Origin of the sequence: Janthinobacterium sp. PAMC25594 (assembly GCF_019443505.1) — a bacterium.
Taxonomy (GTDB): Bacteria; Pseudomonadota; Gammaproteobacteria; order Burkholderiales; family Burkholderiaceae_D; genus Janthinobacterium.
Genome location: NZ_CP080377.1, coordinates 2,353,784 through 2,376,416 on the forward strand (window position 1 = coordinate 2,353,784; position 22,633 = coordinate 2,376,416).

A 22,633-nucleotide genomic window follows, 5' to 3' on the forward strand; every position below is an offset into this window, starting at 1 on the left:
ATTGCGGGTACTTTGGGGGTGCAAGCATGACTTTGTCTTATATAGTCTCAGGATTTGCCGTAGGATTACTCGTAGGAATGACCGGCGTGGGCGGCGGCTCGCTGATGACGCCGCTGTTAACCCTGCTGTTTGGCGTGCCGCCCTCCGTGGCCGTGGGCACCGACCTGGCTTTCGCCTCGATCACCAAGAGCGCCGGCACCCTGACACACCGCCTGCGTGGCACCATCCGCTGGGATATCGTCAAGCGCCTGTGCATCGGCGCCCTGCCTGCCGCCGTCGTGTCGACCCTGGCGCTCAAATCCTTTGGCACGCTGTCGCCGGAAATCGGCCAGATCATCCGTTACTCGATCGCCGGCTCCGTACTGCTGACCGTGGTCGCGCTGGTCTTCAAGGGCCGCATGCTGACGTGGATCAACGCCCACCCTGAGAAACAATTACAAGGCAACAAGCTTGCCGCCGCGACCATCATTTCAGGCGTCGTGCTGGGCACGCTGGTCACGATCTCGTCGATCGGCGCCGGCGCCATCGGCGCCACCTTGCTGGTGATGCTGTATCCACGCATGAGTTCGGCCGAAGTGGCGGGCACCGATATCGCCTACGCCGTGCCCCTGACGGCCATCGCCGCCCTGGGCCACTGGTGGCTCGGTTCCATCCACTGGGAACTGCTGGCCTCGCTGCTGGTCGGCTCCCTGCCCGGCATCACGCTCGGTTCCTGGGTCGCGCGCTCCGTGCCGGAAAAGTTTTTAAGAGTGCTGCTGGCGATGACCTTGACCGGCGTGGCAATAAAGCTAATCTATTAAAGACAAGAGCAGTATCCAGAACATCATCCCAGGCAGTCTTCCAGTACCCCGGCTTTTTTAGGAATTGATATGTACCATTACGATCAGTACGACCACCTCATCATCAAAGAGCGCATCGCCCAGTACCGAGACCAGGTTGCGCGCCGTATCGCCAATGAACTGACGGAAGAGGAATTCATCCCGCTGCGCCTGCAAAACGGCCTGTACATGCAACGTCACGCCTACATGCTGCGCATCGCCGTGCCGTACGGCTTGCTGTCGTCGACGCAGATGCGCATGTTCGCGCACATCGCGCGCAAGTATGACCGCGGCTATGGCCATTTCACCACGCGCCAGAACATCCAGTTCAACTGGATCGAGCTGGAACAGACGCCCGATATCCTGACCGACCTGGCTTCCGTGGAAATGCACGCGATCCAGACGTCCGGCAACTGTATCCGTAATACAACATCGGACCCGTACGCCGGTGTCGCCGCCGATGAAATCATCGATCCGCGCCCGTACGCGGAAGTGTTGCGCCAGTGGAGCACCTTCCACCCCGAGTTCATCGCCCTGCCGCGCAAATTCAAGGTCGCCATCAATGGCGCCGAGCAAGACCGCGCCGCCATCGCCGTGCACGACATCGGCTTGACGGCCGTGCGCAACGCCGCTGGCGAGGTGGGCTTCAAGGTGATGGCGGGCGGCGGCATGGGCCGCACGCCGATCCTGGGCAGCGTCGTGCGCGACTTCCTGCCATGGCAGCATTTGCTGACGTACATCCAGGCCATCATGCGCGTGTACAACCTGCACGGCCGCCGCGACAACAAATACAAGGCGCGCATCAAGATTCTGTTGAAAGCCATCGGCGTGGAAGAATTCACGCGCCAGGTGGAAGCGGAGTGGGTCGATTTGAAGGATGGCCCGGAAACATTGACGACCGAGGAAATGCAGCGCGTGGCGGACTTTTTCAATCCGCCCGCTTACCTTGCCCTGCCGGAACTCGACTACAAGGCCGAACATGAGGACAACAAGGCGTATGTGAACTGGCTGGCGCGCAACGTCAAGCCACACCAGCGCCCCGGCTACGTGGCCGTGGTGCTGTCGCTCAAAAAAACGGGCGTGCCACCGGGCGACGCGACGGCCGAGCAGATCGACTTCGCGGCCGATCTCTCCGACCGCTACAGCTTCGGCGAACTGCGCGTGACGCATGAGCAAAACCTGGTGCTGGCTGACGTGGAGCAATCGAAACTGTTCAAGCTGTGGCAGGAAGCCAAGGCGCACGGCCTGGCCACGCCGAACATCGGCTTGCTGACGGACATGATCTGCTGCCCCGGTGGCGATTTCTGCTCGCTGGCGAACGCCAAGTCGCTGCCGATCGCGGCCGCCATCGCGGAACGCTTCGACAGCATCGACTTCCAGCACGACATCGGCGAGATCGAACTGAATATTTCCGGCTGCATCAATGCCTGCGGCCACCATCACGTGGGCAGCATCGGCATCCTCGGCGTCGACAAGGATGGCAGCGAATGGTATCAAGTGTCGATCGGCGGCGCGCAAGGCAACAACGCGGCCATCGGCAAGATCATCGGACCATCGTTCTCTTCCCTGCAGATGCCTGAAGTCATCGGCCGCCTGCTGCACGTCTACGTGCGCGACCGCCATGAAGGCGAGCGCTTCGTCGATACGGCCCAGCGCCTGGGCCTGGCGCCGTTCAAGGAACACGTATATGCAACGCCGATCACGGTCGGCAACCTGGTGGGAGAAGACGAATATGTTTGAAGTACGCGAAGAAATCATCAAGAACGCCGCCGTGGTGCCAAATACCTGGGGCTTGCTGCGCCTCGATGAGGGCGAGACGCCGGAAACGGTGGTCGTGCCTGCAGGCAAGGTCATCGTGCCGCTGCCCGTGTGGCAAGCCCAGCGCGAAACCCTGCTGGCACGCCAGCCCGACATCGGCGTCTGGCTGGCCAGCGACGAGCGCCCGGAAGAACTGGCCGCCGACGTGGCGCAACTGCCCGTCATCGGCGTGGACTTTCCGAAATTCACGGATGGCCGCGGCTACTCCATCGCCTTCAACCTGCGCGCCCGCCTGGGTTTCCAGGGTGAATTGCGCGCCATCGGCGACGTGCTGCGCGACCAGCTGTTTTCCATGCATCGCGTCGGCTTCGACGCGTATGCGACCCGGCCCGACCGCAGCATCCATGACGCCCTGAAAGGTTTATCGGTCTTTTCGGAAACCTACCAGGCCTCGTGGGATCAGAAATCGCCGCTGTTCCGCCGCCACCAGCGCGAAGGCCAGAATCCTGACCTCGACAACGCAGCCGGCATCTGAGGAAGCGTCATGAGCGATTTGACTTCTTTGATTGACGCCACCGGGCAAACGCTGACACGCATCGCCGCGGAGTTTTCGCCGGCCGTGTTCGCGTCCAGCCTGGCAGCCGAAGACATGGTGCTGACCGACATGATTCTCAAGGCAAAGCTGCCAATCGGCATCTTTTCCCTGGAAACGGGACGGCTGCACCAGGAAACCCTGGCCGTGCTCGACAAGGTCAAGGCCCGCTACGACCACGACATCACCCTGTACCGCCCGCAGCCGGAGCTTGTCGCCGCCTACGTGGAACAGAACGGTCTCAACGCGTTTTATGACAGCGTCGAGATGCGCCGCGAATGCTGCCGCATCCGCAAGGTCGAGCCGCTGGGCCGCGCCCTGGCCGGCAACAAGGCCTGGGTCACGGGCCAGCGCCGCGCGCAGTCCACCACGCGCGCCGAACTGCATGTGCAGGAAGACGATCCGGCGCACGCGATGACGAAATTTAATCCGCTGGCCGACTGGTCCGAGCAGGATGTGTGGGACTATATCCGTGCCAACGACGTGCCCTACAACGCGCTGCACGACCAGGGCTACCCGTCCATCGGCTGCGAACCGTGCACGCGGGCCGTCCAGCCGGGCGAAGATGTGCGCGCCGGACGCTGGTGGTGGGAAAACCCGGACTCCAAGGAATGCGGCCTGCACATGGTGGACGGTAAGTTGATACGCATCAAATCCGTGGCAGCCTGAACAGACACAACAGACTCAGCAGAACAAGAAAGCACCCCATATGAGCAATATTTTGAACCAGCGTCACCTCGACAGCCTTGAATCGGAAGCCATCCACATCCTGCGCGAAGTGGCGGCCGAATCGGCCAATCCCGCGCTGCTGTTTTCCGGCGGCAAGGATTCCGTCGTCCTGCTGCGTTTGGCCGAAAAAGCCTTCCGTCCAGGCAAGTTTCCATTCCCGCTCGTGCATATCGACACGGGCCACAACTTCCCGGAAGTCATCACGTTCCGCGACAAGAAAGTGGCCGAACTGGGCGAACGCCTGATCGTCGGCTCCGTGGAAGACTCGATCCAGCGCGGCACCGTGCGCCTGCGCAACCCGGCCACGGATTCGCGCAATGCGGCGCAAGCCGTGACCTTGCTGGAAACGATCGCCGAACATAAATTTGACGCCTGCATCGGCGGCGCGCGCCGCGATGAAGAAAAGGCCCGCGCCAAGGAACGCATCTTTTCCTTCCGCGACGAATTCGGCGCCTGGGACCCGAAAGCCCAGCGCCCGGAACTGTGGGACCTGTATAACACGCGCGTGCATCCCGGTGAAAACATGCGCGTCTTCCCCATCTCGAACTGGACGGAACTGGACGTGTGGCAATACATTGCCCGCGAAAAGCTGGAATTGCCGCCGATCTACTTTGCCCACGAGCGCCAGGTGATCCCGCGCAACGGTTTATTGGTACCGCTGACGGACCTGACGCCACCACGCGAAGGCGAAACGGTGGAAACGCAAGTCGTGCGCTTCCGCACGGTGGGCGACATTTCGTGCACCTGCCCCGTCTCGTCCGACGCGGCGACGGTCGACGCCATCATCGCCGAAACGGCAATCACGCAAATCACGGAACGGGGCGCCACCCGCATGGATGACCAGACTTCCGAAGCCTCGATGGAAAAACGCAAGAAAGCAGGGTATTTCTAATGAACGCAGCAATCTCCAGCACCACTCTCACCGACAGCGTTGAACGCGGCATGTTGCGCTTTATCACGGCCGGTTCCGTCGATGACGGCAAGAGCACCCTGATCGGCCGTTTGCTATTCGACAGCAAGGGCATCTTCGCCGACCAGCTCGACGCCATGTCGCGCTCCAAGCACAAGCGCACGGTGGGCGACACGGTCGACCTGTCGCTGCTGACGGACGGCCTGGAAGCGGAACGCGAACAAGGCATCACCATCGACGTGGCCTACCGTTATTTCGCCACGCCGAAACGCAAGTTCATCATCGCCGACACGCCGGGCCATGAGCAATACACGCGCAACATGGTCACGGGCGCCTCGACGGCCGACGCCGTCATCATCCTGATCGACGTGTCGAAAGTCAAACTCGGTGACGACGGCAGCGTGGAATTGCTGATCCAGACCAAGCGCCATTCGACGATTGCCCATTTGCTGCAGATCGAGCACGTGGTCGTCGCCGTCAACAAGATGGACCTGGTCGACTACGATGAAACGGTGTATAACCGCATCGTCGCCGCCTACAGCGAGTTCGCCCAGTCGCTGGGTCTGAAGGACATCACGCCGATTCCATTGTCGGCCTTGACGGGCGACAACGTCGTCGAACGCGGCGACAAGCTGGGCTGGTACACGGGCCCGACCCTGATCGAGCTGCTTGAATCCTTGTCCGTGTACGACGAATCGCACGACACGCCATTCCGCTTCCCGGTGCAACTGGTGGCGCGCCACAATGGCCATGAAGCAAACGATTTCCGCGGCTACATGGGCCGCATCGAAGCGGGCAAGGTCAGCATCGGCGACACCCTCGTGGTGCAGCCGTCTGGCCAGACGGCAACAGTCAAGGATATCGTCACGCTGGACGGCTCGCTGCCGACGGCCGTGGTAGGCCAGTCCGTCACCTTGCTGCTGAATGAATATCTCGATATCTCGCGCGGCGACTTGCTGGCTGGAGCAGACCGCCCCGCCACCCTGCTGAAACAGGTGGTGGCCGACGTATGCTGGCTGTCGGAAGACGCGCTGGATCTGCGCCGCAAATACTGGATCAAGCACGGCACCAGGCAGACGGCGGCCAAAGTGACGGCGATCGACTCGATCCTCGACATCAATACGCAGCAGCGCCATCCTGCCGAAGGCTTGAAGCTGAACGACATCGCCCGCATCAGCCTGAACGTGCAGCAGGCGCTGGCGGCCGACGCGTATGCCGATATCCGCGCCACCGGGGCGTTTATCCTGATCGATGAAGTGACCCACCAGACGGTCGCCGCGGGAATGATCCGCGTCAGCTAAGGAAGGCAAGCACCATGAACAACTCCACATCTCTCCCTGGCAAGGTCTACCTGATCGGTGCCGGCCCCGGCGCGCAAGACCTGATGACCTTGCGCGGCGCGCGCCTGCTGGCGCAGGCCGACGTCGTGCTGCACGACGCGCTGGTGACAAGCGAGATGCTGGAGCTGTGCCCGCAGGCGCAAAAGATCCTGGTCGGCAAGCGCTGCGGCCAGTTGTCGACGGCACAAGCCTTCATCAACAAGCAACTGGTCGACAACGCGCGCAAGCATGCCATCGTGGTGCGCCTGAAAGGGGGCGACCCCATGCTGTTCGGCCGTGCCGACGAAGAGCTGCGGGCGCTGGAAGAAGCGGGCATCGCCGTCGAAGTGGTGCCCGGCATTACCACGGCCCTGGCGGCCGCCGCCGCCACCTTGCAACCGCTGACCAAGCGGGGCGTGTCGCGCAGCGTGGCCTTCTTTACCTCCAGCACGGCGCCGGGCGAACCGGAGCAGACGCGCATTCCCGACTGCGACACCTTGGTGCAATACATGGGCGGACGCGAAGCCATCGCCACGGCGCAGCGCCTGCTGGCCCTGGGCCGCCGGGCCGACACGCCCGTGGTGGTGATTGAAAACTGCAGCCGCCCGGACCAGCGCATCGTGCGCCTGACGCTGAGCGCGCTGGCGCATGGCCTGGGCGACACGCACGGTCCCGTGCTGGTGATGCTGGGCGACGCCATGGCCACGCGCGCGCACCAGGCCATCGAAAATGAGGCTGCTGTTCTGGCGCGCCATGCCTGAATAAATACACCGTATTTTACCGACTTTAAAGTCAGTAACCGACGTCTTCAAAAGAAACATGATACGATGCTCACGCATCTTTTCTCGAGAAGTTATTGCGTAACAGCAATGAAATTCCCGCTACACCCCGCCATAGCGCTTGCTGTGCGGCCTCCCCGTTGACGGGAACCGCGTAGCAGTCTCCCCGAAAAAAGCTGCGCCCGCAGGCTGCAATACCGCCGCCGCGCAACTTTAGCCGTTACGATCCAACCATGAATTTCACTTCCATGCGCGAAGCCCTGACTTCGCTCAGCCGCAGCAATGCCGGCGTCGCCAGCGCAGTACTCCTGAGCATGGCAGCCTCCATCGCCCTGTGGACGGTGTTTCCGAATATCGACGATGAAAACCATTTATTGGAATGGCTGCAGGCGCTGTTCCTGGCCCTGGCCTGCACCGTGCACGGCATGTGCGCATGGCAAGAGCCTGACCGCCAGTCCCTGCGTTTCCTCATGCACGCGGGCTTGTCGGCCCTGCTGTTCGGCTTCCTGCTGCGCGAACTCGATATCGACCAGTTCGGCACGGCCCCCGCCTGGGCACAGCTTGAAAAAGCCTTGCGCGTGATGGAATTGCTGATCCTGATACGCCTGCTGATTTTCTTCGCGCCGCGCGCGCGCAAGGTGTTTGCCGCGGCGCCGCGGATTTTCAGCATGCGCATCACCATCCTGACGGCCATCGGCGGCTTGCTGATGGTCGCTGGCTGGCCTTTCGACAAGAAGGTATTTCACGGCATGCCGGACGCTTACGCGCTGCTGGGCGAGGAAGTGCTCGAACTGGGCGCCTATTTGCTGCTGTTCCTCGCGTCGCTGTCCGACACCACGGCCGCCGCCCGCATCAGCCTGGCGCCAAACAAAAAAGCGGCTTAAGCGCCTTCGAATGAGGATGGCAGCGGCAGCAGCCGCTGCAAGGTCGCGGCCACGCGCAGCAGGCGCGGGTCGTCGTCCTCGGCCTCGTCGCAGGTATCGTTGATGCAGAAAAACGGCAAGCTGCCGAAACGCGCCGCCAGCTCCTCCAGCTGCTGCGGCGCCTCCACATCGCCGCTGGCGATATGCAGCGGGTCGAGCATGTGCGACCGCGCCAGCCCCTGATGCACCATCCAGCGCGGCACCAGGTCGGGCAGCAATGCCGGCACCTGCCACGAGCGAAACACCGTCGCGCGCACGCCGGCAAACATGGCCGGTGCCAGCCCTTCCAGTGCATGCAGCGCGCTTTTCAGCATGGGCCGCGGCGCATGCGCATACAGGCGCGGTTCATGCCGGTAATCGGCGTACTGCGCCGACAGCCATTGCCGCGACAGGGTGGCGCAATTGACGGGTGCCGCCACGTCGGCGCGCAAGCCCTGCAAATCGGGCTGCAGCGCGCTCTCCGTAAACACGCTCAGACGCCCCTCCCCTTCATCGCCAAACCAGAATGCGGGCTCGAACGGCGCGCCAAAAAAAACGTCGTCGTTCAGGTACAGGAAGCGTTCGGACAAACCAGGAATATGGTGCAGGTACGATTCGATATGGCCGGAATCGAACACGGGCAGGGATGCATCGGGCATCAGGCTGGCATGGTCGATCACCGTCAGGCGCGGTGAGGCGCGCAGCCAGTGGGGCACTTGCCGGTCCGTCAGCAGGTAGATATGTCCGTGGCCGGGGAAGAAGCGCTCGAGCGCGCGCAGGTTGTAGCGCAGTTCGCCGTTGTCGCGGTAGCGCCCCGCCACGTTGCCGTGCAAGGCCAGCTGGCCGGGATGCGCCTGCGCCCAGGCGGCATAGGCGTGCCGCCGGCGCGTGCGCCATGCGGGATCGGCGCCGTCAACCCACAGGTAGACGATGTCGATGTCGATGCCGTTCAAGGCAGGGGGCTGGAGCCTGGCGCCGCCACGCAGTAATCGGCGATGGCGGCCAGTACGCTGGCGTTCTCGCCCACCGCCTCGACCACCTTCAGGCGCAGTGCCGGATGCCGCTGGCGCAGCTCTTCCAGCAACAGCGGCAAGTCACGCAGCACATGCCCGCCCTGCCCCAGGAACACGGGCACCACCGTGACATCGAGGATGGCACCGGCGGGCAGTTCGGACAGCAGGGTCGCCACCAGTTCGGGCAGGCGCGGCGTCATCAGCTCCAGGAAGGCCAGATGCACGCTGGTGCCGGGCATGCGCGCCTGGCTCATGTCGCGCAGGCGCTCGAATGGGGCGGCCCACGATGCGGCGCGCGCGCCATGGGCAAACAAGATCAGTGCCTGTTGCACGTTCGTCTCCATCAGTGCCGCTCCACCCACCACAGGGCGCCCAGCGCCAGCAGCAGATACAGGGTGCTCGGCGCCACCGCCGTCAGGAAGGCCGGCCAGGTGCTGAGCAGCCCAAGATGCGAAAACAGGGTATTGACCAGCATGAAGCTCACGCCGATCATGATGCCGATGAAGATCTTCAGGCTGATGCCGCCGCTGCGCGTGTGCATGTAGGCGAACGGCAGCGCCAGCGCCATCAACACGAAGATGGCCAGCGGATCGATCAGCTTTTTCCAGAAGGCGATGCGGAAGCGTTCCGTTTCCTGCTTGTTCTCGGCCAGGTGGCGCGTGTACACGGCCAGTTCGCTGGCCGACATGCGCTCGGGATCGGAAGCCGACACCGTCAGGATCTTCGGCGTCACTTCCGACGTCATGTCCTTGCTGGCGCTCTGCACCGTGCGCACCAGGCTCGTTTCCTGCCCATAGTAGTTCGTCAGCTTCGGTTCGAAGCCGGGCGAGGTCGCCGCGCTGTTCGAGAACGAGGTTTCCGTCACATCGGTCAGGCGCCAGATGTTATTGCCCTGATACGTCGCCCCCTTGGCCACGGTCAGGGTGCGCAAACGCATATCGGTATCAAATTCATACAGCTTGACGTTTTTCAGCTGGCCGTCGGGACGCGCTTCGCCCACATTGAAAAAGCGCGAACCGGTGACGGTGCCCGTCAGGCCGTCGCTCTTGACCATGTCCTTGGTCCACAGGCCCGAGCGAAACTCGCTCGACACGGCCGCGCCGCGCGAAGTGAGCTTGAGGCGTTCGGCCAGCGGCTCGGTGCGCGGCGTGATCAGCTCACCAAAGATGAAGGTAATGACGACGAAAACGATACCGATGCGGAACAGGAAACCGGCCGCCATCGCCGTCGACATGCTCGAAGCGCGCATGATGGTAAATTCGGAGCTGGCCGCAAACTGCGCCATCGTGTAGATCGTGCCGATCAGTGCCGCAATCGGCATCACCTCGTACACATGCCCCGGCACCAGCACCAGCACATACAGGAAGGCATACTGGATGGTGTAGCCGTTGCGGCCCACCTTGGGCAGTTCGCCCGTCAGGTCGATGAAGGCTTGCAGTGCCAGGAAGGCCAGCAGCACGAACAGCACCGCCTGGAATATCGAGACCGCAAAATAGCGCTGTAAAATCTTCATTTCGATGCCGCTTTACTTGGTTTGCCGGCGCGGCGCGCGCGCTTGAAGGACGCCAGCAGGACCAGCGGATGATAGCGGTGATTCACATTCAAACGCCATGCAAACAGCGCCACCACGGCCAGTGCCGCCAGCAGGTGCAGCGGCCACCAGGCCAGACCGAATGTCAGGCGCCCCTGTTTCACGCTCGCTTCGACGACCTTGATAAGGTTGCTATACGTAAAGAAAATCAGCAGGGCCACGATCAGGTTGGCCGAACTGCCGGCGCGCGGATTGACAAAGCCCAGCGGAATGGCCAGCAGGATCAGCATCAGGCCGATCATGGGCGCACTGACGCGCCACAGCAATTCGGCCATGGTGTAGGGATTCGGATCGGCGATGAGCGCCATGGTGCTCATGGCGCGCACGCCCAGTTCCGCGCCCGGTTCCTGCTGCTTGCTCTCGATGCGCATGATGTACTGCTCGAATTCCATGGTCTGGAAGTCCGCCTGCGTCGGCACGCCCTGGTAGCGGCGGCCGCTCTTGAGCACCAGGAAGCGTTCGCCCTTGGCGTCGGTATTGATCACGCCTTCCTTGGCGACGACGACGACGGCGCTGCCTTTTTCATCGACGGTATTGACGAAGACGTTCTGCACCACGTTCTTCTCGCCGCTGACGCCCTCGACGAAAAAGATGCGGTTGCTGCCGGCCGATTCGCGGAACTGGCCCGGCGTGACTTTCTGCAGGTCTTCGCGCTTTTCAAAGCGCGCCACATATTCATCGCTTTTCTTTTGCGCCCACGGCGTGGCATACAGGCTCAGGATGCCGGTGGCCAGCACCAGCGGCAGGCCGAAGCTGAGCACGGGCCAGATCCAGCGCGACAGGCTCAGGCCCGAGGCGAACCACACCACCATCTCCGACTCCTTGTAGCTGCGCGTGACGACCATCAGCACCGAAATGAAACCGGTAAGGATGATGATGGTGGGCAGCTGCATCAGGGCGGAAAAAACCATCAGCGACATGACGTCGGCCGACGCAATCTTGCCGCCCGCCGCCTTGCCGAGAATACCGATCAGCATCCAGGTGAGCAGGATGCTGAACAAAACAGTGAAGGTGGCCCCGGCGGCACTAGCCAATTCACGTCGAAGGGCGCGTTGAAAGATCATTCGGAGTTTATAATTCGGGTCAGTTAGTTGAGTAACACGTTACTAGTAAATGAAAACGGAGAACCAAATGGACTTTAGCATAAAAGCATTCGATACCAAGAGCACCCTCGGCACGGCCAAAAGCGGATGCATCGCGGTTGCGGTATTCGAAAACAAAAAACTGTCGCCAGCGGCAAAATCGCTGGACAGCAAGGGTGCGATTTCGGCTGCGCTGAAGTCCGGCGACATCAGCGGCAAGCCAGGCAGCACCTTGCTGCTGCGCGCAGTCGATGGCGTCGCCGCCGAACGTGTTCTGCTGGTAGGCATGGGCAGCGATGAAGCTGTCAGCGAAAAAAGCTTCGCTACCGGTGTACAAGCGGCCCTCAAGGCTTTCGGCTCGCTGGGTGCTGCGGACGCCATTATCGCATTACCGCTGACGGAAGTGAAAGAGCGCGACGTAAATTGGGCAATCCGTTGCGTGGTGCAAGCCGCCCACGACAGCGAATACCGCTGCGACTCGCAAAAAAGCAAAAAAGATCCGGCGCCAGCAGGCGTGCGCAAGATCGTCCTGTCGGCACCAGCAACGGCAGCCACGCGCGGCGCGCTGGCGCAAGCCATCGCCATCGCCAACGGTTCCGACCTGACGCGCAATCTGGGCGACCTGCCGGCGAACGTCGCCAATCCGACCTACCTGGCCAACACGGCCAAGCAGCTGGCCAAGGATTACAAGTTTGAAGTCGAAGTACTGGACCGCAAACAGCTCGAAGCGCTGAAAATGGGCAGCTTCCTGTCCGTCACCAACGGCAGCGAACAGCCGCCGAAATTCATCGTCCTGAAGCACATGGGCGGCAAAGCCAAGGATGCACCGGTGGTCCTGGTCGGCAAGGGCATCACCTTCGACACGGGCGGCATTTCGATCAAGGCCGGTCCTGGCATGGATGAAATGAAGTACGACATGTGCGGCGCCGCCTCGGTGCTGGGCACCTTCCGCGCCATCGGCGAAATGAACCTGAAGCTGAACGTCATCGGCGTCATCGCCGCGTGCGAAAACATGCCGTCGGGCCGCGCCACCAAGCCGGGCGACATCGTCACCTCGATGAACGGACTGACCATCGAAGTGCTGAACACCGATGCCGAAGGCCGTCTGGTGCTGTGCGACGCGCTGACCTACGCCGAACGTTTCAAGCCGGCAGCCGTGGTCGATATCGCCACCCTGACGGGCGCTTGCGTCGTCGCCCTGGGCCACCACAACAGCGGCCTGTTTACGCGCAGCGATGCGGCGCATGACCAGCTGGCCAATGAACTGCTGGCAGCAGGCAAGCAGTCGAGCGACACGGCATGGCGCATGCCGATCGAAGAGGCCTACAACGAGCAGTTGAAGTCGAACTTCGCCGACCTGGCCAACATCGGCACGCCAGGCGGCGGTTCGGTGACGGCAGCGGCCTTCCTGGAAAACTTCACCAAGAAGTACACCTGGGCGCATCTGGACATCGCCGGTACGGCATGGAAATCGGGCGGATCGAAGGGCGCGACCGGCCGTCCAGTACCACTCTTGACCACGTTCCTGATCAACCGCGTCTAAGTTGACGCCTGCCGATAGCGCCCTGCGCTATCGGCGTCGCGAAGCAGCCGCCACGGTCACTGACCCTGGCGGCTTTTTTATGTGTAAGTGAATCAGTAGACGACGGGATTGGGCAAAGGCGATGGCGCCACCTTCGGCTGCACCACCGTTTCCGGCACGGCGGCCGGCGGCGGCGGCGCGGAAACCGGCGCGGGCGGCGGTGCCAGACGGGCCGGGTCTTGCATGACGATGGTCAGGACCGATGGATAGTCGAAGCCCGCGCCCGTATTGCGGTCGACGAAGTAGCCGACGCCCAGGGTCAGGATGACATTGCCCCAGACGCTGCCATTGAGCTTGGGGTCGATGTGGTCGTCCGTGGCGATGGCGGGCGAACCGTGCTTGCGGCAATCGACCTTCAACGGTTCCTGGCTCTTGCGGATGGTGATGCGCCCGGGCGTGGTGACGAACCACTTGCCCACGTCGTTGCTGAGGATACAGCCGGCGCCATTGAGCTCGCGGTTGTCCTGGATGGTTTGCACCAGCACCATCTGCTCGGTATTGCCCGTCAAGGTGGCGCAGCCGCCCAGGCCAAACAGCAGCAGCGTCCTGGCTACAAGGGCGACAGACGATGGCACGCGCATGGGAAGCTCGCTTAACGGACGGGAATCGGCTGGTCGCCGGGCACGGCGACGGCGGTGACGCTGTTTTTCGGGCTGCCCTCGATCAGGCGGTCGGAATACACGAGATAGACCAGCGCATTGCGCTTGCTGTCGACCATGCGCACCACGCGCACGTGCTTGAAGAAGATCGAGGCACGCTCGGTAAACACTTCTTCCTGGCGCGGCAGCTTGCCCTTGAATTGCAGCGGCCCCACCTGGCGGCAGGCGACGGCCGCATCGGCCTTGTCCTCGGCCAGGCCGACGGCGCCCTTGATGCCACCGGTCTTGGCGCGCGACAGGTAGCAGCTGACGCCAGCGACACGGGGATCGTCGTAGGCTTCGACGACGATCTTGTGGTCAGGGCCGATCAGTTTGAACACCGTGTCGACCGAACCGATGGTTTCGGCATGTGCCGCGGTGCAGGCAAAGCCCAGCACCAAAGCGGCAGACAGCAATTTACGCATGAAGATAATCCCGGGCACGCACGCAGGCGGCCATCAGTTGATGGGAGCGAAACGCTGGACCATCACGCCTTCGACTTCGATCAGTTGAAAAAACACGTCTTTCGGCCGGGTCCAGATGGAACCGTCCGCGGCGCGATACACGATCATCGGCGTCAGATCCGCTTCCAGCGTGGCTTCGCACACCAGTTCATAAATGCCACCCTTGTAGTGTCGATAACGCATCGCCGTCCCCTCAAGCCGTTGAATCTTCGCTCTTGTCGTCGGCCAGTGCCTTCTGCTTCATCTTCAGGCCCTGGATCACTTTCAGTATGCCTTCCATGCCGGCAGCGCCATCGGCGCCGCTGAAGGCATCGAGCACTTCATTGAGCACCTTGTTGCGCACGGTCGCCTCATCGGAGGACATTTCCAGCGCGCGCTGGGCTTTCGCCGCCTTTTCGGCCGCGCTCACGCGCGGCTTGGCCGCCGTCTTGCCATGCGTCAGAGCTGCCTGCCAGATAACCCAGCGACGCTGGGTCTCGAAAATCAGGTACTCATCCGGTTTGTCTTCTCTTCGCCGCACAATGTGGCCGTCACGCTGCGCCCACGCTTCAAATGCAGTTCGCATTTTCTTCCTTTGCAAATGCTACGCGCAAGTCTCACTATTAAAACTGCAACATTTCAAAATAGTACCATCTATTGATGTCGCAAAACAGTCTCATAGATATAGTACTGCAATTTATATAACAAGTCTGGCGGCGCCAGGAACGGAATTGACGCTCCGCCCCGGCACAGTGGTCATGTAATCGGAATAGCAATTACAACTAATTACAACTGCTTCCTGTTCGGTTCTCAACTTGGCTGTAACAAAGCGGTGTGACACAGTTGTTACATTGTGCCATTTTAGTAGTTTTTATCGCGTTTCAGCGAGAAACTTTACACCTTTGTCGCGTTAAACGGCGAGACGCAGCCTGCCACGCCAGCCACTTATGCCAAATCAAACATAGGGGTTGATCAATCATACACAAAAACATAATATTCATGCGCCACGATTGGCTAAATATAAATACTTTATTAACACTCTTTTTCCCTGTAGGAAAATAAGGTGCTTGCGCGACCAGCGGCGGGCAGCACGCCGGCGACACGCATGCGGTAAGATTCGCGCTTATCGATACCTATTCAAGCAAGGATTTTTACCATGAAACTCGCCACCTGGAATGTCAACTCACTCAAAGTGCGCCTGCCGCAAGTGCTGCAGTGGCTGACCGACAATCCGGTCGACATACTCTGCTTGCAAGAGACCAAGCTCACGGATGACAAGTTCCCCGTCGCCGAGATCGAGGCGGCTGGTTACCAGGTGGTCTTCAGCGGCCAGAAAACCTATAACGGCGTGGCCATCCTGTCGAAGCTGCCGATCACCGACGTGGTGAAGAACAATCCCCGCTATGAAGATGCGCAGCAGCGCATCCTGGCCGCCACCATCGGCGGTGTGCGCGTCGTCTGCGCCTATGTGCCGAACGGCCAGAGCGTCGACTCGGACAAATACGAATACAAGCTGGGCTGGCTGTCCGCCCTGCACGACTGGCTGGCCGAGGAAGCGCGGCAGCATCCGCAACTGGCCGTCGTCGGCGACTACAATATCGCGCCCGACGACCGCGACGTGCACGACCCCGTCGCCTGGGCCGGCCAGGTGCTGGTCTCGGACAAGGAACGCGCCGCCCTGCAACGCCTGTTCGACATCGGCCTGACGGACGCCTTCCGCCTGTTCGAGCAGGCGGAAAAATCGTTCAGCTGGTGGGATTATCGCCAGCTGGGCTTCCGCCTGAACAAGGGCCTGCGCATCGACCATATCCTGCTCTCGCCAGCCTTGAGCGCTCGCTGCACGGCCTGCGTGATCGACCGCGTGCCCCGCAAATGGGAACAGCCGTCCGACCACGCGCCGGTCGTGGCGACGATTGACTAACTAACGGCAAGCCGCTCCAGCAAGGCCTGCGCGTTCACGGCTGGCACGGGCGCGGAAAACAGATAGCCCTGCGCATAGCGGCAGCCGTTCGCCTGCAGCAGGGCGAACTGTTCTTCCGTCTCCACGCCCTCTGCCACGGTCGACAATTGCAGGCTGTCGGCCAGCGCGATAATGGCCGCCACGATGGCGCGGTCTTCCGCGCTGTGCTCGAGGTCCTTGATGAAGGCACGGTCGATCTTGACCTTTTTCACGGGGAAGCGTTTCAGATAGGCCAGGCTGGAATAGCCGGTGCCGAAATCGTCGATCGACAGGCGCAGGCCCATGCCATTGATCTGCCGCAAAATCTCCAGCGTATGCTCGCCGTGCTGCATCAGCGCCGTCTCGGTGATCTCGAATTCCAGCAGCGCCGGATCGATGCCCGTTTCCCGCACCACGTCGCCGATGGCCGCCACCAGGCCCTTGTGCATGAACTGGCGCGGCGACAAATTCACCGCCAGCGGCACGGGCTGCAAGCCCTGGCGCTGCCAGGCCATGCTTTGCTCGCAGGCCTGGCGCATGACCCATTCGCCCACCGGCACGATCAAGCCGTTTTCCTCCATGATGGGAATGAAGCGGTCAGGCAGCACCAGGCCATGGCCTGGACGGCGCCAGCGCAGCAGCACTTCCATGCCATGCAGGCGGCGCGTGGCGATATCGATGATGGGCTGGTAAAACAGTTCGAACTGCTGCAGCGCCAGCGCCGTGCGCAAGCTGCTTTCCAGGTCGAAGTGCAGGGCCGCCGCCTGGTTCATCGTCTGCGTGAAGAACTGGTAATTATTGCGGCCATTGCCCTTGGCGTGGTACATGGCCGCATCGGCATGACGCATCAGGGCGTCGACATCGCCGCCATCGTCCGGATACACGCAGATGCCGATCGACGGCGTCACGTGCAGCACATGGCCATCGAGCGGAAAAGCGGGCGTCAGCGCCTCGATGACCTTCTCGGCCACGCGCGCCGCCTCGTCGGTGTCGCGGATGCCCGGCACCAGCACGACGAATTCATCGCCGCCCAGGCGCGCCACCGTGTCGCTGGCGCGCACCGCGCGGCACAGCCGGGCAGCCACTTCCTTGAGCAGCAAATCGCCCGTCATGTGGCCCAGCGAATCGTTGATGGTCTTGAAGCGGTCCAGGTCGATGAACATCACGGCCAGCTTGCGCCCGGAACGCTGCGAGGACAGCATGGCCCGCTCCAGGCGGTCCGACAACAACGCGCGGTTCGGCAAGCCCGTCAGGTTGTCGTGGTAGGCCATGTGGTGCACGCGCGCCTCGGCCTGGCGCCGCTCGGCGATCTCGCCCTGCAGCAGCAGATTGGCGCCGGCCAGTTCAGCCGTGCGTTCGTGCACGCGCAGCTCCAGTTCGTCGCGCGCGCGGCGCACCGCCTCGGCCGCCTCGCGGCGCGCCGTCACGTCGTCGACCAGCCACACGGAACGGCCATGCGCATGCGCCAGGTCGAACGGCCGGCCGGACAGGCGCGCCCAGAAGCGGCTGCCATCCTTGCGCACCAGCTGGTATTCCGACATGTGCACCCTGCCGGCCTCGAAGTCGCGCGCTGTCTCGCCGCGTGCCGTCTTCCACGCGGCCACGTCCGGATACAGGGCCTGCACCGACAGGCCGTTGATCTCGCCGGGGCCATAGCCGAACAGCTCTTCCATCTTGCTGTTGGCACGCAAATTGTAGCCGCCCTCCACCACCGAGATGCCCAGCACGGCGCTGTCGAGGATGGCCTGGTTTTCCAGCAGCGCATTGCGCAAGGATTCTTCGGCGCGCTTCGCTTCCGTGCGGTCCTCGATGATCCAGATGGTGCCGGCGGCCGGATCGTCCGGATTGACCACATAGGCGATCAGCTGCGCCCACAAGGTCGTGCCGTCGCGGCGCATCATTTCCACTTCCGTCTGGAACGGCTTGGCCACCGACAGGAAAGGGAAGGCCGCCGCGCCGAGCAACTCGTAGGATTGCTGCGACACGTACAGCGCGCGCCCGGGCAGGCCCAGCGCCTCGTCGCCGCTGTAGCCGAACATCGCGGCAAAGCCCAGGTTGTAGCGCGTGATCTGGCGGTTCTTGGTATACAGGATGCTCACCGAGGCATTCGTCATGATGGCCGCCACCTCCATCTGCGCCTGGCGGCTGTCCGTGACGTCTTCGAGTATCCAGATGGTGCCCTGCTCGCTGTGCGCCTGGTCGACGGCCTTGGCGCGGATGCGGCACCAGAACAGGCTGCCATCGCGGCGGCGGAACAGCGTCTCATCCTGCTCGTACGGCAAGCCCTGCCCCAGCAGCGGCGTGGCTTGCACGCCAAACGCTTCGTAGGCGGCGGGCGAGGGAAACAACTCGGCGGCGGGCAGGCCCGTCATCTCCTCCTGCGCGTAGCCGAACATTTCGGCGAAGCGGGGATTGCAGCGCAGAACCAGGCGCGAACGCGAAAACAGGATGCCGACGGATGCATTGTCGAGGATGGCCTGCTGCTCCAGCATCAGCTGGCGCGTGGCCTCCTCGGCCGCCTTTTGCGCGCTGCGGTCGTCGAACAGCCAGATCGTATCGCGCAAGCCGCGGTCGGTCTGGCTCTCCGGGTTCAGCACGTAGCCATACGCCAGCGCCCAGAACGTGGAGCCGTCGCGGCGGCGCATCTCCATCTCGCCCTGGAACGGCTGGCCGCGTCGCAGCAGAGGCGACGCTTGCCGCACCACGTTCTCGTAGGCCGCGCGCGACGGGTACAGGTCGGCGACGGCCAGGCCCACGCCGCTGTCGCCATCGAAGCCGAAGCATTCGGCGAAGCGGCGGTTGTAGCGCAGCACGCCCTTGTCGCGCTGGAAGCCGATGGCCAGCGGCGCGTTGTCCATCACGGCCTGCATTTCCAGCATGGCGCGACGCAGCTGGTCTTCATCGCGCCGGTGGTCGCTGATATCTTCGATGATCCATACGGTGCCGTCATGGGTATTCAAGGGATCGACGGCGCGCCCGTGCAGCCGGCTCCAGAACAGCGTGCCATCCTGGCGCCGCAATTCCAGTTCGGTGCGGTACGGCTTGCCCTTGGAAAGCAACGGCGCCGCTTCCAGCCCCAGGTTGCGGCAATGCTCGGCGGAGCGATACAGCACCGCGCCCGGCATGCCCGTCAACTGGTGGCGCGCATAGCCGAGCATCTCGGCGGCGCGGATATTGCACTCCTCGATGAAGCCGCCCCTGGAAAACACGATGCCGACGGCCGCGCTTTCCAGGATGGCCTGCTGTTCCAGCAAGGTCTTGCGCAAGGCTTGCTGGTCGCGCTGCTGCACGCTGATGTCGGCAAACACCAGGGTCGCGCCCGGCAAGCCATCGCCCACCGGCAGCGGCTTGGCCCATACCTGCACGGCGATGGTCGCATCGATTCCCTCCAGACTGCTGTCCCAGTGCCGCTCGCGCCCGGCCGCACCGAGCGCGCCACGCAGCATGCTGGTGCTCGACGCGCGGTAGGCGTCCGTAAAACAGTCGGCCAGCAGGCGGCCCGACACATCCCTGCCCAGCAAGGCGCTCAAGGCGCCATTCACCGCGACCACCATGCCGCAGGCATCGCAGGCGCAGGCGGGCAAGGCGATCAGCTGCAAGGCATCGGCGATGAAATCGGGACTGGTCGGTACGCGGTTCATGGACACCATGGGTCGGTTGTTAGCGGTCGGAATGCACTTGAACAATATATTTGTCAGGCATCATAGTGCTGTTAGATCATAAACCAGTTTCCCGGGGTTTTTTCATATTCCTTATTGGCAATATCTGAAACGCCACAGACCAGTTGCAACACGCTCGTTGCAATGCCGTTGCATGGCAAGAAAATGAAACAAATCGTTTAGAATAAAGCATGCGCCGCCCGCCCCAACCTCCGCTCGACCACCGCGACAAACCCGTCATCTGGACCGTCTCCGTCTCACGGTTGTTCGACCTGTTCCGCGACATCACGCTCGAATACGACGACCTGGCGACGATCGAACCGATCAACCTGGGCTTCGACGACGCCGTGCGCCACATCCGCGAACGCATGGCCACCGAGCGCTGCGACGCGGTCATCGCGGCCGGCTCGAACGGCGCCTACCTGAAAGGCCGGCTGTCGGTGCCCGTCATCATCGCCAAGGCCAGCGGCTACGACGTGATGCAGGCGCTGGCGCGCGCGCGGCGCATCTCGCCGGACATCGGCGTCGTCACCTACCAGGATCCGATGCCGGAACTGGCCGAATTTGCCGCCACCTTCGGCTTCCAGATCGCCCAGCGCACCTATGCCACCGAGGAAGACGCGCGCGCGCAGATCAATGAACTGAAGGCGGCGGGCGTCAAAGCCGTCGTCGGCGCGGGCCTCGTCACCGACCTGGCCGAGGAAGCCGGGCTGGCCGCCGTCTTCGTGTATTCCGCCACGGCCATCCGGCGCGCCTTCGACGACGCGCTGGAACTGGCGCGCCTGACCCAGATCGAATCGAACAGGGGAAGGCGCGCGGTGGTGGCCGACACCCTGCGCGCGCGCCACGGCCTGCACGACCTGCGCGGCGAATCGGAAGCGATGGAAGCGCTGCGCCAGTCGGTGGTGCTGTATGCGCGCTCGCCGGCGACGGTGCTGATCCAGGGCGAAACGGGCAGCGGCAAAGAGCTGGTGGCACAAGCCATCCACCGCGAAAGCCCGCGCAGCCTGGGCGCGAACCGGCCCTTCATCGCCATCAATTGCGGCGCCATCGCCGAGTCCCTGCTGGAATCGGAACTGTTCGGCCACGAGGACGGGGCGTTTACGGGAGCGCGCCGGGGCGGCCATGCGGGCCTGTTCGAAGCGGCCAACCACGGCACCCTGTTCCTCGACGAAATCGGCGAAATGCCGCTGGCCCTGCAAACGCGCTTGCTGCGCGTGCTGGAAGAGCGCGAAGTGGTGCGCGTGGGCGGCACGCGGCCCATCGCCATCAACGTGCGCATCATCAGCGCCACGCACTGCGACCTGGAACAGCGCATCCGCGAAGGCCGCTTCCGCGCCGACCTGTTCTACCGCCTGGCCGTGCTGCGCCTGCATTTGCCCGCCTTGCGCGAACGCGCCAGCGATATTCCAGGCCTGGCCGAATGGTCGCTGAAAAACGCGCTGGCCGCGCTGGGCGCCCGTCCGCACCCCAACCTGCACGCGGAAATCATCGCCTGCGCGCCGCTGCTGCGCCGCTACGACTGGCCCGGCAACGTGCGCGAACTGCGCAACCTGGCCGAGCGCCTGGCGCTGTTCTTGGCCGCCGAACCGCTGCAGGCACTCACCCCCGCCTTCGTGCTGGGCGTGGCGCCGGAACTGGATCACGGCGCCACCGCGCCCAGCGTGCTGGCGGCACCGGCTGCCGCCGCACCGCCGCGCCCGGAAGACGAAAGCGCCAGCGCCGTACTGGCGCGCTTCGGCGGGCGCCGCGACGCGGCCGCCCATTACCTCGGCATCAGCCGCACCACGCTGTGGCGCCGCCTGCGCGCCGGCTGAATGTTCAAGCACGGAAACGACCATGGCTCAAAACGATGCGCCACGCCTGCCAGCACTGGTACGGCAGCGGCACCCGCATCTTTTGCACCGTTCATCCCTGCCTGCCGCCGGTCATCCCGCGGTGCTGGCGGCGCGGCGCCTGGCCCGCTAGCATCGTCGTCAAGGAGGAACACATCATGAAACGAACACTGCAAACTTTGATCTTGCTCAGTACCGTGCTGCTGGCGGGCGCCAGCCGGGCCGCCGCCCCGACTGCATTCACGGTCGACGTCACGGGCCAGGGCCGCCCGCTGATCCTGATTCCCGGCCTGGCATCCTCGGGCGAAGTCTGGCAAGGCACGGTGGCGCGCCTGTGCGGACCGAAGACAGGACGCGCCTGCCATGTGCTGACCCTGGCCGGCTTTGCCGGCGTGGCGCCCATCGAAGGCGACCTGCTGGCGCAGGCGGAGCAGCAACTGGCCGACTACATCAGCACCCAGAAACTGGGCCGGCCAGCCATCATCGGGCATAGCCTGGGCGGCTTCCTGGCGTTGAAAATGGCCATCGACCATCCGGCCCAAACGGGCAAGCTGCTGATCGTCGACTCGCTGCCGGCGCTGGGCGCGGTGCAAATGCCCTCCATCACGCAGGAACAGCTGCAAGCCATGTCAAGCCAGATGCAATCGGCCATGCGCGCTCAGGATGCGGCCAGCTCCAGCGCCAGCCAGCGCCGAACGGTTGCCGGCATGGCGACGGCGCCGGCCGATGTGGAGCGCATCGTCGGCTGGGGCCAGCGCTCGGACCGCGAAACGATTATCCGCGCCATGGGCACGCTGATGGCCAGCGACCTGCGCCAGGAGGTGGCGCGCATCACCTCGCCCACGCTGGTGCTGGGCACCTGGATCGCCTACAAGGACTATGCGCCGCGCGCGGCCATCGAAGCGACCTTCCAGCAGCAGTATGCACAGCTGCCGGGCGTAAAAATCGCGCTGGCCGACACGGCGCGCCATTTCATCATGTACGACCAGCCGGACTGGATGTATGCGCGCATCGAACAGTTCCTCAACTAGACCGTGAGCGCGC

At 63.1% G+C, this 22,633-nt stretch carries 21 protein-coding genes; 12 read left to right on the forward strand and 9 right to left on the reverse strand.

Annotated features, from left to right (window positions below; translation table 11 throughout):
• The first annotated feature begins 26 nt into the window (after positions 1–26).
• The 8 genes from KY494_RS10590 (at position 27) to KY494_RS10625 (ending at position 7,789) form a co-directional block, all read left to right on the forward strand.
• Positions 27–800, forward strand: a complete 774-nt coding sequence (locus KY494_RS10590; protein WP_219133445.1) for a sulfite exporter TauE/SafE family protein — start codon at positions 27–29, stop codon at positions 798–800.
• 69 nt (positions 801–869) lie between these two features.
• Positions 870–2,558, forward strand: coding sequence for a nitrite/sulfite reductase (locus KY494_RS10595; RefSeq protein ID WP_219890901.1), 1,689 nt, complete (start codon positions 870–872; stop codon positions 2,556–2,558).
• Positions 2,551–3,111, forward strand: coding sequence for a DUF934 domain-containing protein (locus tag KY494_RS10600; RefSeq protein WP_219890902.1), 561 nt, complete (start codon positions 2,551–2,553; stop codon positions 3,109–3,111). Before KY494_RS10595 ends, KY494_RS10600 begins: the two co-directional genes overlap by 8 nt.
• A 9-nt stretch (positions 3,112–3,120) precedes the next feature.
• Complete coding sequence (locus tag KY494_RS10605; protein ID WP_219890903.1) at positions 3,121–3,837, forward strand: phosphoadenylyl-sulfate reductase; 717 nt, start codon at positions 3,121–3,123, stop codon at positions 3,835–3,837.
• Between the two features lie 40 nt (positions 3,838–3,877).
• Complete coding sequence (cysD, locus tag KY494_RS10610) at positions 3,878–4,789, forward strand: sulfate adenylyltransferase subunit CysD (protein ID WP_071078849.1); 912 nt, start codon at positions 3,878–3,880, stop codon at positions 4,787–4,789.
• Entirely contained in the window at positions 4,789–6,108 is a 1,320-nt protein-coding gene (locus KY494_RS10615) for a sulfate adenylyltransferase subunit 1 (RefSeq protein ID WP_219890904.1), read from the forward strand. The genes cysD and KY494_RS10615 overlap by 1 nt, the downstream gene beginning before the upstream one ends.
• 14 nt (positions 6,109–6,122) lie before the next feature.
• On the forward strand, positions 6,123–6,887 hold the full coding sequence (gene cobA / locus KY494_RS10620) for a uroporphyrinogen-III C-methyltransferase (protein ID WP_219890905.1): 765 nt from the start codon (positions 6,123–6,125) through the stop codon (positions 6,885–6,887).
• A gap of 251 nt (positions 6,888–7,138) precedes the next feature.
• The gene (locus KY494_RS10625) at positions 7,139–7,789 is read left to right on the forward strand and encodes a hypothetical protein (protein WP_219890906.1); all 651 of its coding nucleotides are present in this window, start codon (positions 7,139–7,141) and stop codon (positions 7,787–7,789) included.
• On the opposite strand, the gene KY494_RS10630 is transcribed toward KY494_RS10625, so the two are convergent.
• Genes KY494_RS10630 through lptF form a run of 4 tightly spaced genes read right to left on the reverse strand, consistent with a single transcriptional unit; the run spans position 7,786 to position 11,475 of the window.
• Positions 7,786–8,760: a Stealth CR1 domain-containing protein gene (locus tag KY494_RS10630; protein WP_219890907.1), complete on the reverse strand. Its 975-nt coding sequence runs from the start codon at positions 8,758–8,760 to the stop codon at positions 7,786–7,788. The two genes, KY494_RS10625 and KY494_RS10630, sit on opposite strands and share 4 nt — an antisense overlap.
• Positions 8,757–9,164 (reverse strand): sirohydrochlorin chelatase, encoded by a 408-nt coding sequence (locus KY494_RS10635; RefSeq protein WP_219890908.1) that lies wholly within the window; start codon positions 9,162–9,164, stop codon positions 8,757–8,759. Before KY494_RS10635 ends, KY494_RS10630 begins: the two co-directional genes overlap by 4 nt.
• Positions 9,164–10,333, reverse strand: coding sequence for an LPS export ABC transporter permease LptG (lptG, locus tag KY494_RS10640; protein WP_219133427.1), 1,170 nt, complete (start codon positions 10,331–10,333; stop codon positions 9,164–9,166). The genes KY494_RS10635 and lptG overlap by 1 nt, the downstream gene beginning before the upstream one ends.
• Positions 10,330–11,475: an LPS export ABC transporter permease LptF gene (gene lptF / locus KY494_RS10645; RefSeq protein WP_219890909.1), complete on the reverse strand. Its 1,146-nt coding sequence runs from the start codon at positions 11,473–11,475 to the stop codon at positions 10,330–10,332. Before lptF ends, lptG begins: the two co-directional genes overlap by 4 nt.
• Positions 11,476–11,542: 67 nt before the next feature.
• Between lptF and KY494_RS10650 the strand changes: the two genes are divergently transcribed.
• A complete protein-coding gene (locus KY494_RS10650) occupies positions 11,543–13,036 on the forward strand; it encodes a leucyl aminopeptidase (protein ID WP_219890910.1) in 1,494 nt (497 codons plus the stop codon).
• 92 nt (positions 13,037–13,128) lie between these two features.
• Here KY494_RS10650 and KY494_RS10655 read toward each other — a convergent pair whose 3' ends face one another.
• The 4 genes from KY494_RS10655 to KY494_RS10670 are packed head-to-tail and all read right to left on the reverse strand — an operon-like array spanning position 13,129 to position 14,742.
• Entirely contained in the window at positions 13,129–13,656 is a 528-nt protein-coding gene (locus KY494_RS10655; RefSeq protein WP_219133421.1) for a hypothetical protein, read from the reverse strand.
• Positions 13,657–13,667: 11 nt separating this feature from the next.
• Positions 13,668–14,138 carry a CreA family protein gene (locus KY494_RS10660; protein ID WP_219133420.1) on the reverse strand — a complete coding sequence of 157 codons (471 nt, stop codon included), beginning with the start codon at positions 14,136–14,138 and terminating at the stop codon, positions 13,668–13,670.
• A 33-nt stretch (positions 14,139–14,171) separates the two neighbouring features.
• The gene (locus tag KY494_RS10665; protein WP_034782199.1) at positions 14,172–14,360 is read right to left on the reverse strand and encodes a DUF1653 domain-containing protein; all 189 of its coding nucleotides are present in this window, start codon (positions 14,358–14,360) and stop codon (positions 14,172–14,174) included.
• A 10-nt stretch (positions 14,361–14,370) separates the two neighbouring features.
• Positions 14,371–14,742 carry a hypothetical protein gene (locus tag KY494_RS10670; protein WP_096234395.1) on the reverse strand — a complete coding sequence of 124 codons (372 nt, stop codon included), beginning with the start codon at positions 14,740–14,742 and terminating at the stop codon, positions 14,371–14,373.
• A 570-nt stretch (positions 14,743–15,312) separates the two neighbouring features.
• On the opposite strand from KY494_RS10670, the gene xth reads away from it, so the two are divergent.
• Positions 15,313–16,077, forward strand: coding sequence for an exodeoxyribonuclease III (xth, locus tag KY494_RS10675; RefSeq protein ID WP_219890911.1), 765 nt, complete (start codon positions 15,313–15,315; stop codon positions 16,075–16,077).
• Here xth and KY494_RS10680 read toward each other — a convergent pair.
• Entirely contained in the window at positions 16,074–19,736 is a 3,663-nt protein-coding gene (locus KY494_RS10680) for a bifunctional diguanylate cyclase/phosphodiesterase (protein ID WP_219890912.1), read from the reverse strand. The two genes, xth and KY494_RS10680, sit on opposite strands and share 4 nt — an antisense overlap.
• A 209-nt stretch (positions 19,737–19,945) precedes the next feature.
• Between KY494_RS10680 and prpR the strand changes: the two genes are divergently transcribed.
• Together prpR and KY494_RS10690 are read left to right on the forward strand one after the other, a co-directional pair.
• On the forward strand, positions 19,946–21,571 hold the full coding sequence (prpR, locus tag KY494_RS10685; RefSeq protein ID WP_219133414.1) for a propionate catabolism operon regulatory protein PrpR: 1,626 nt from the start codon (positions 19,946–19,948) through the stop codon (positions 21,569–21,571).
• A gap of 176 nt (positions 21,572–21,747) precedes the next feature.
• Entirely contained in the window at positions 21,748–22,620 is an 873-nt protein-coding gene (locus KY494_RS10690) for an alpha/beta fold hydrolase (RefSeq protein ID WP_219890913.1), read from the forward strand.
• The last annotated feature ends 13 nt before the right edge of the window (positions 22,621–22,633 follow it).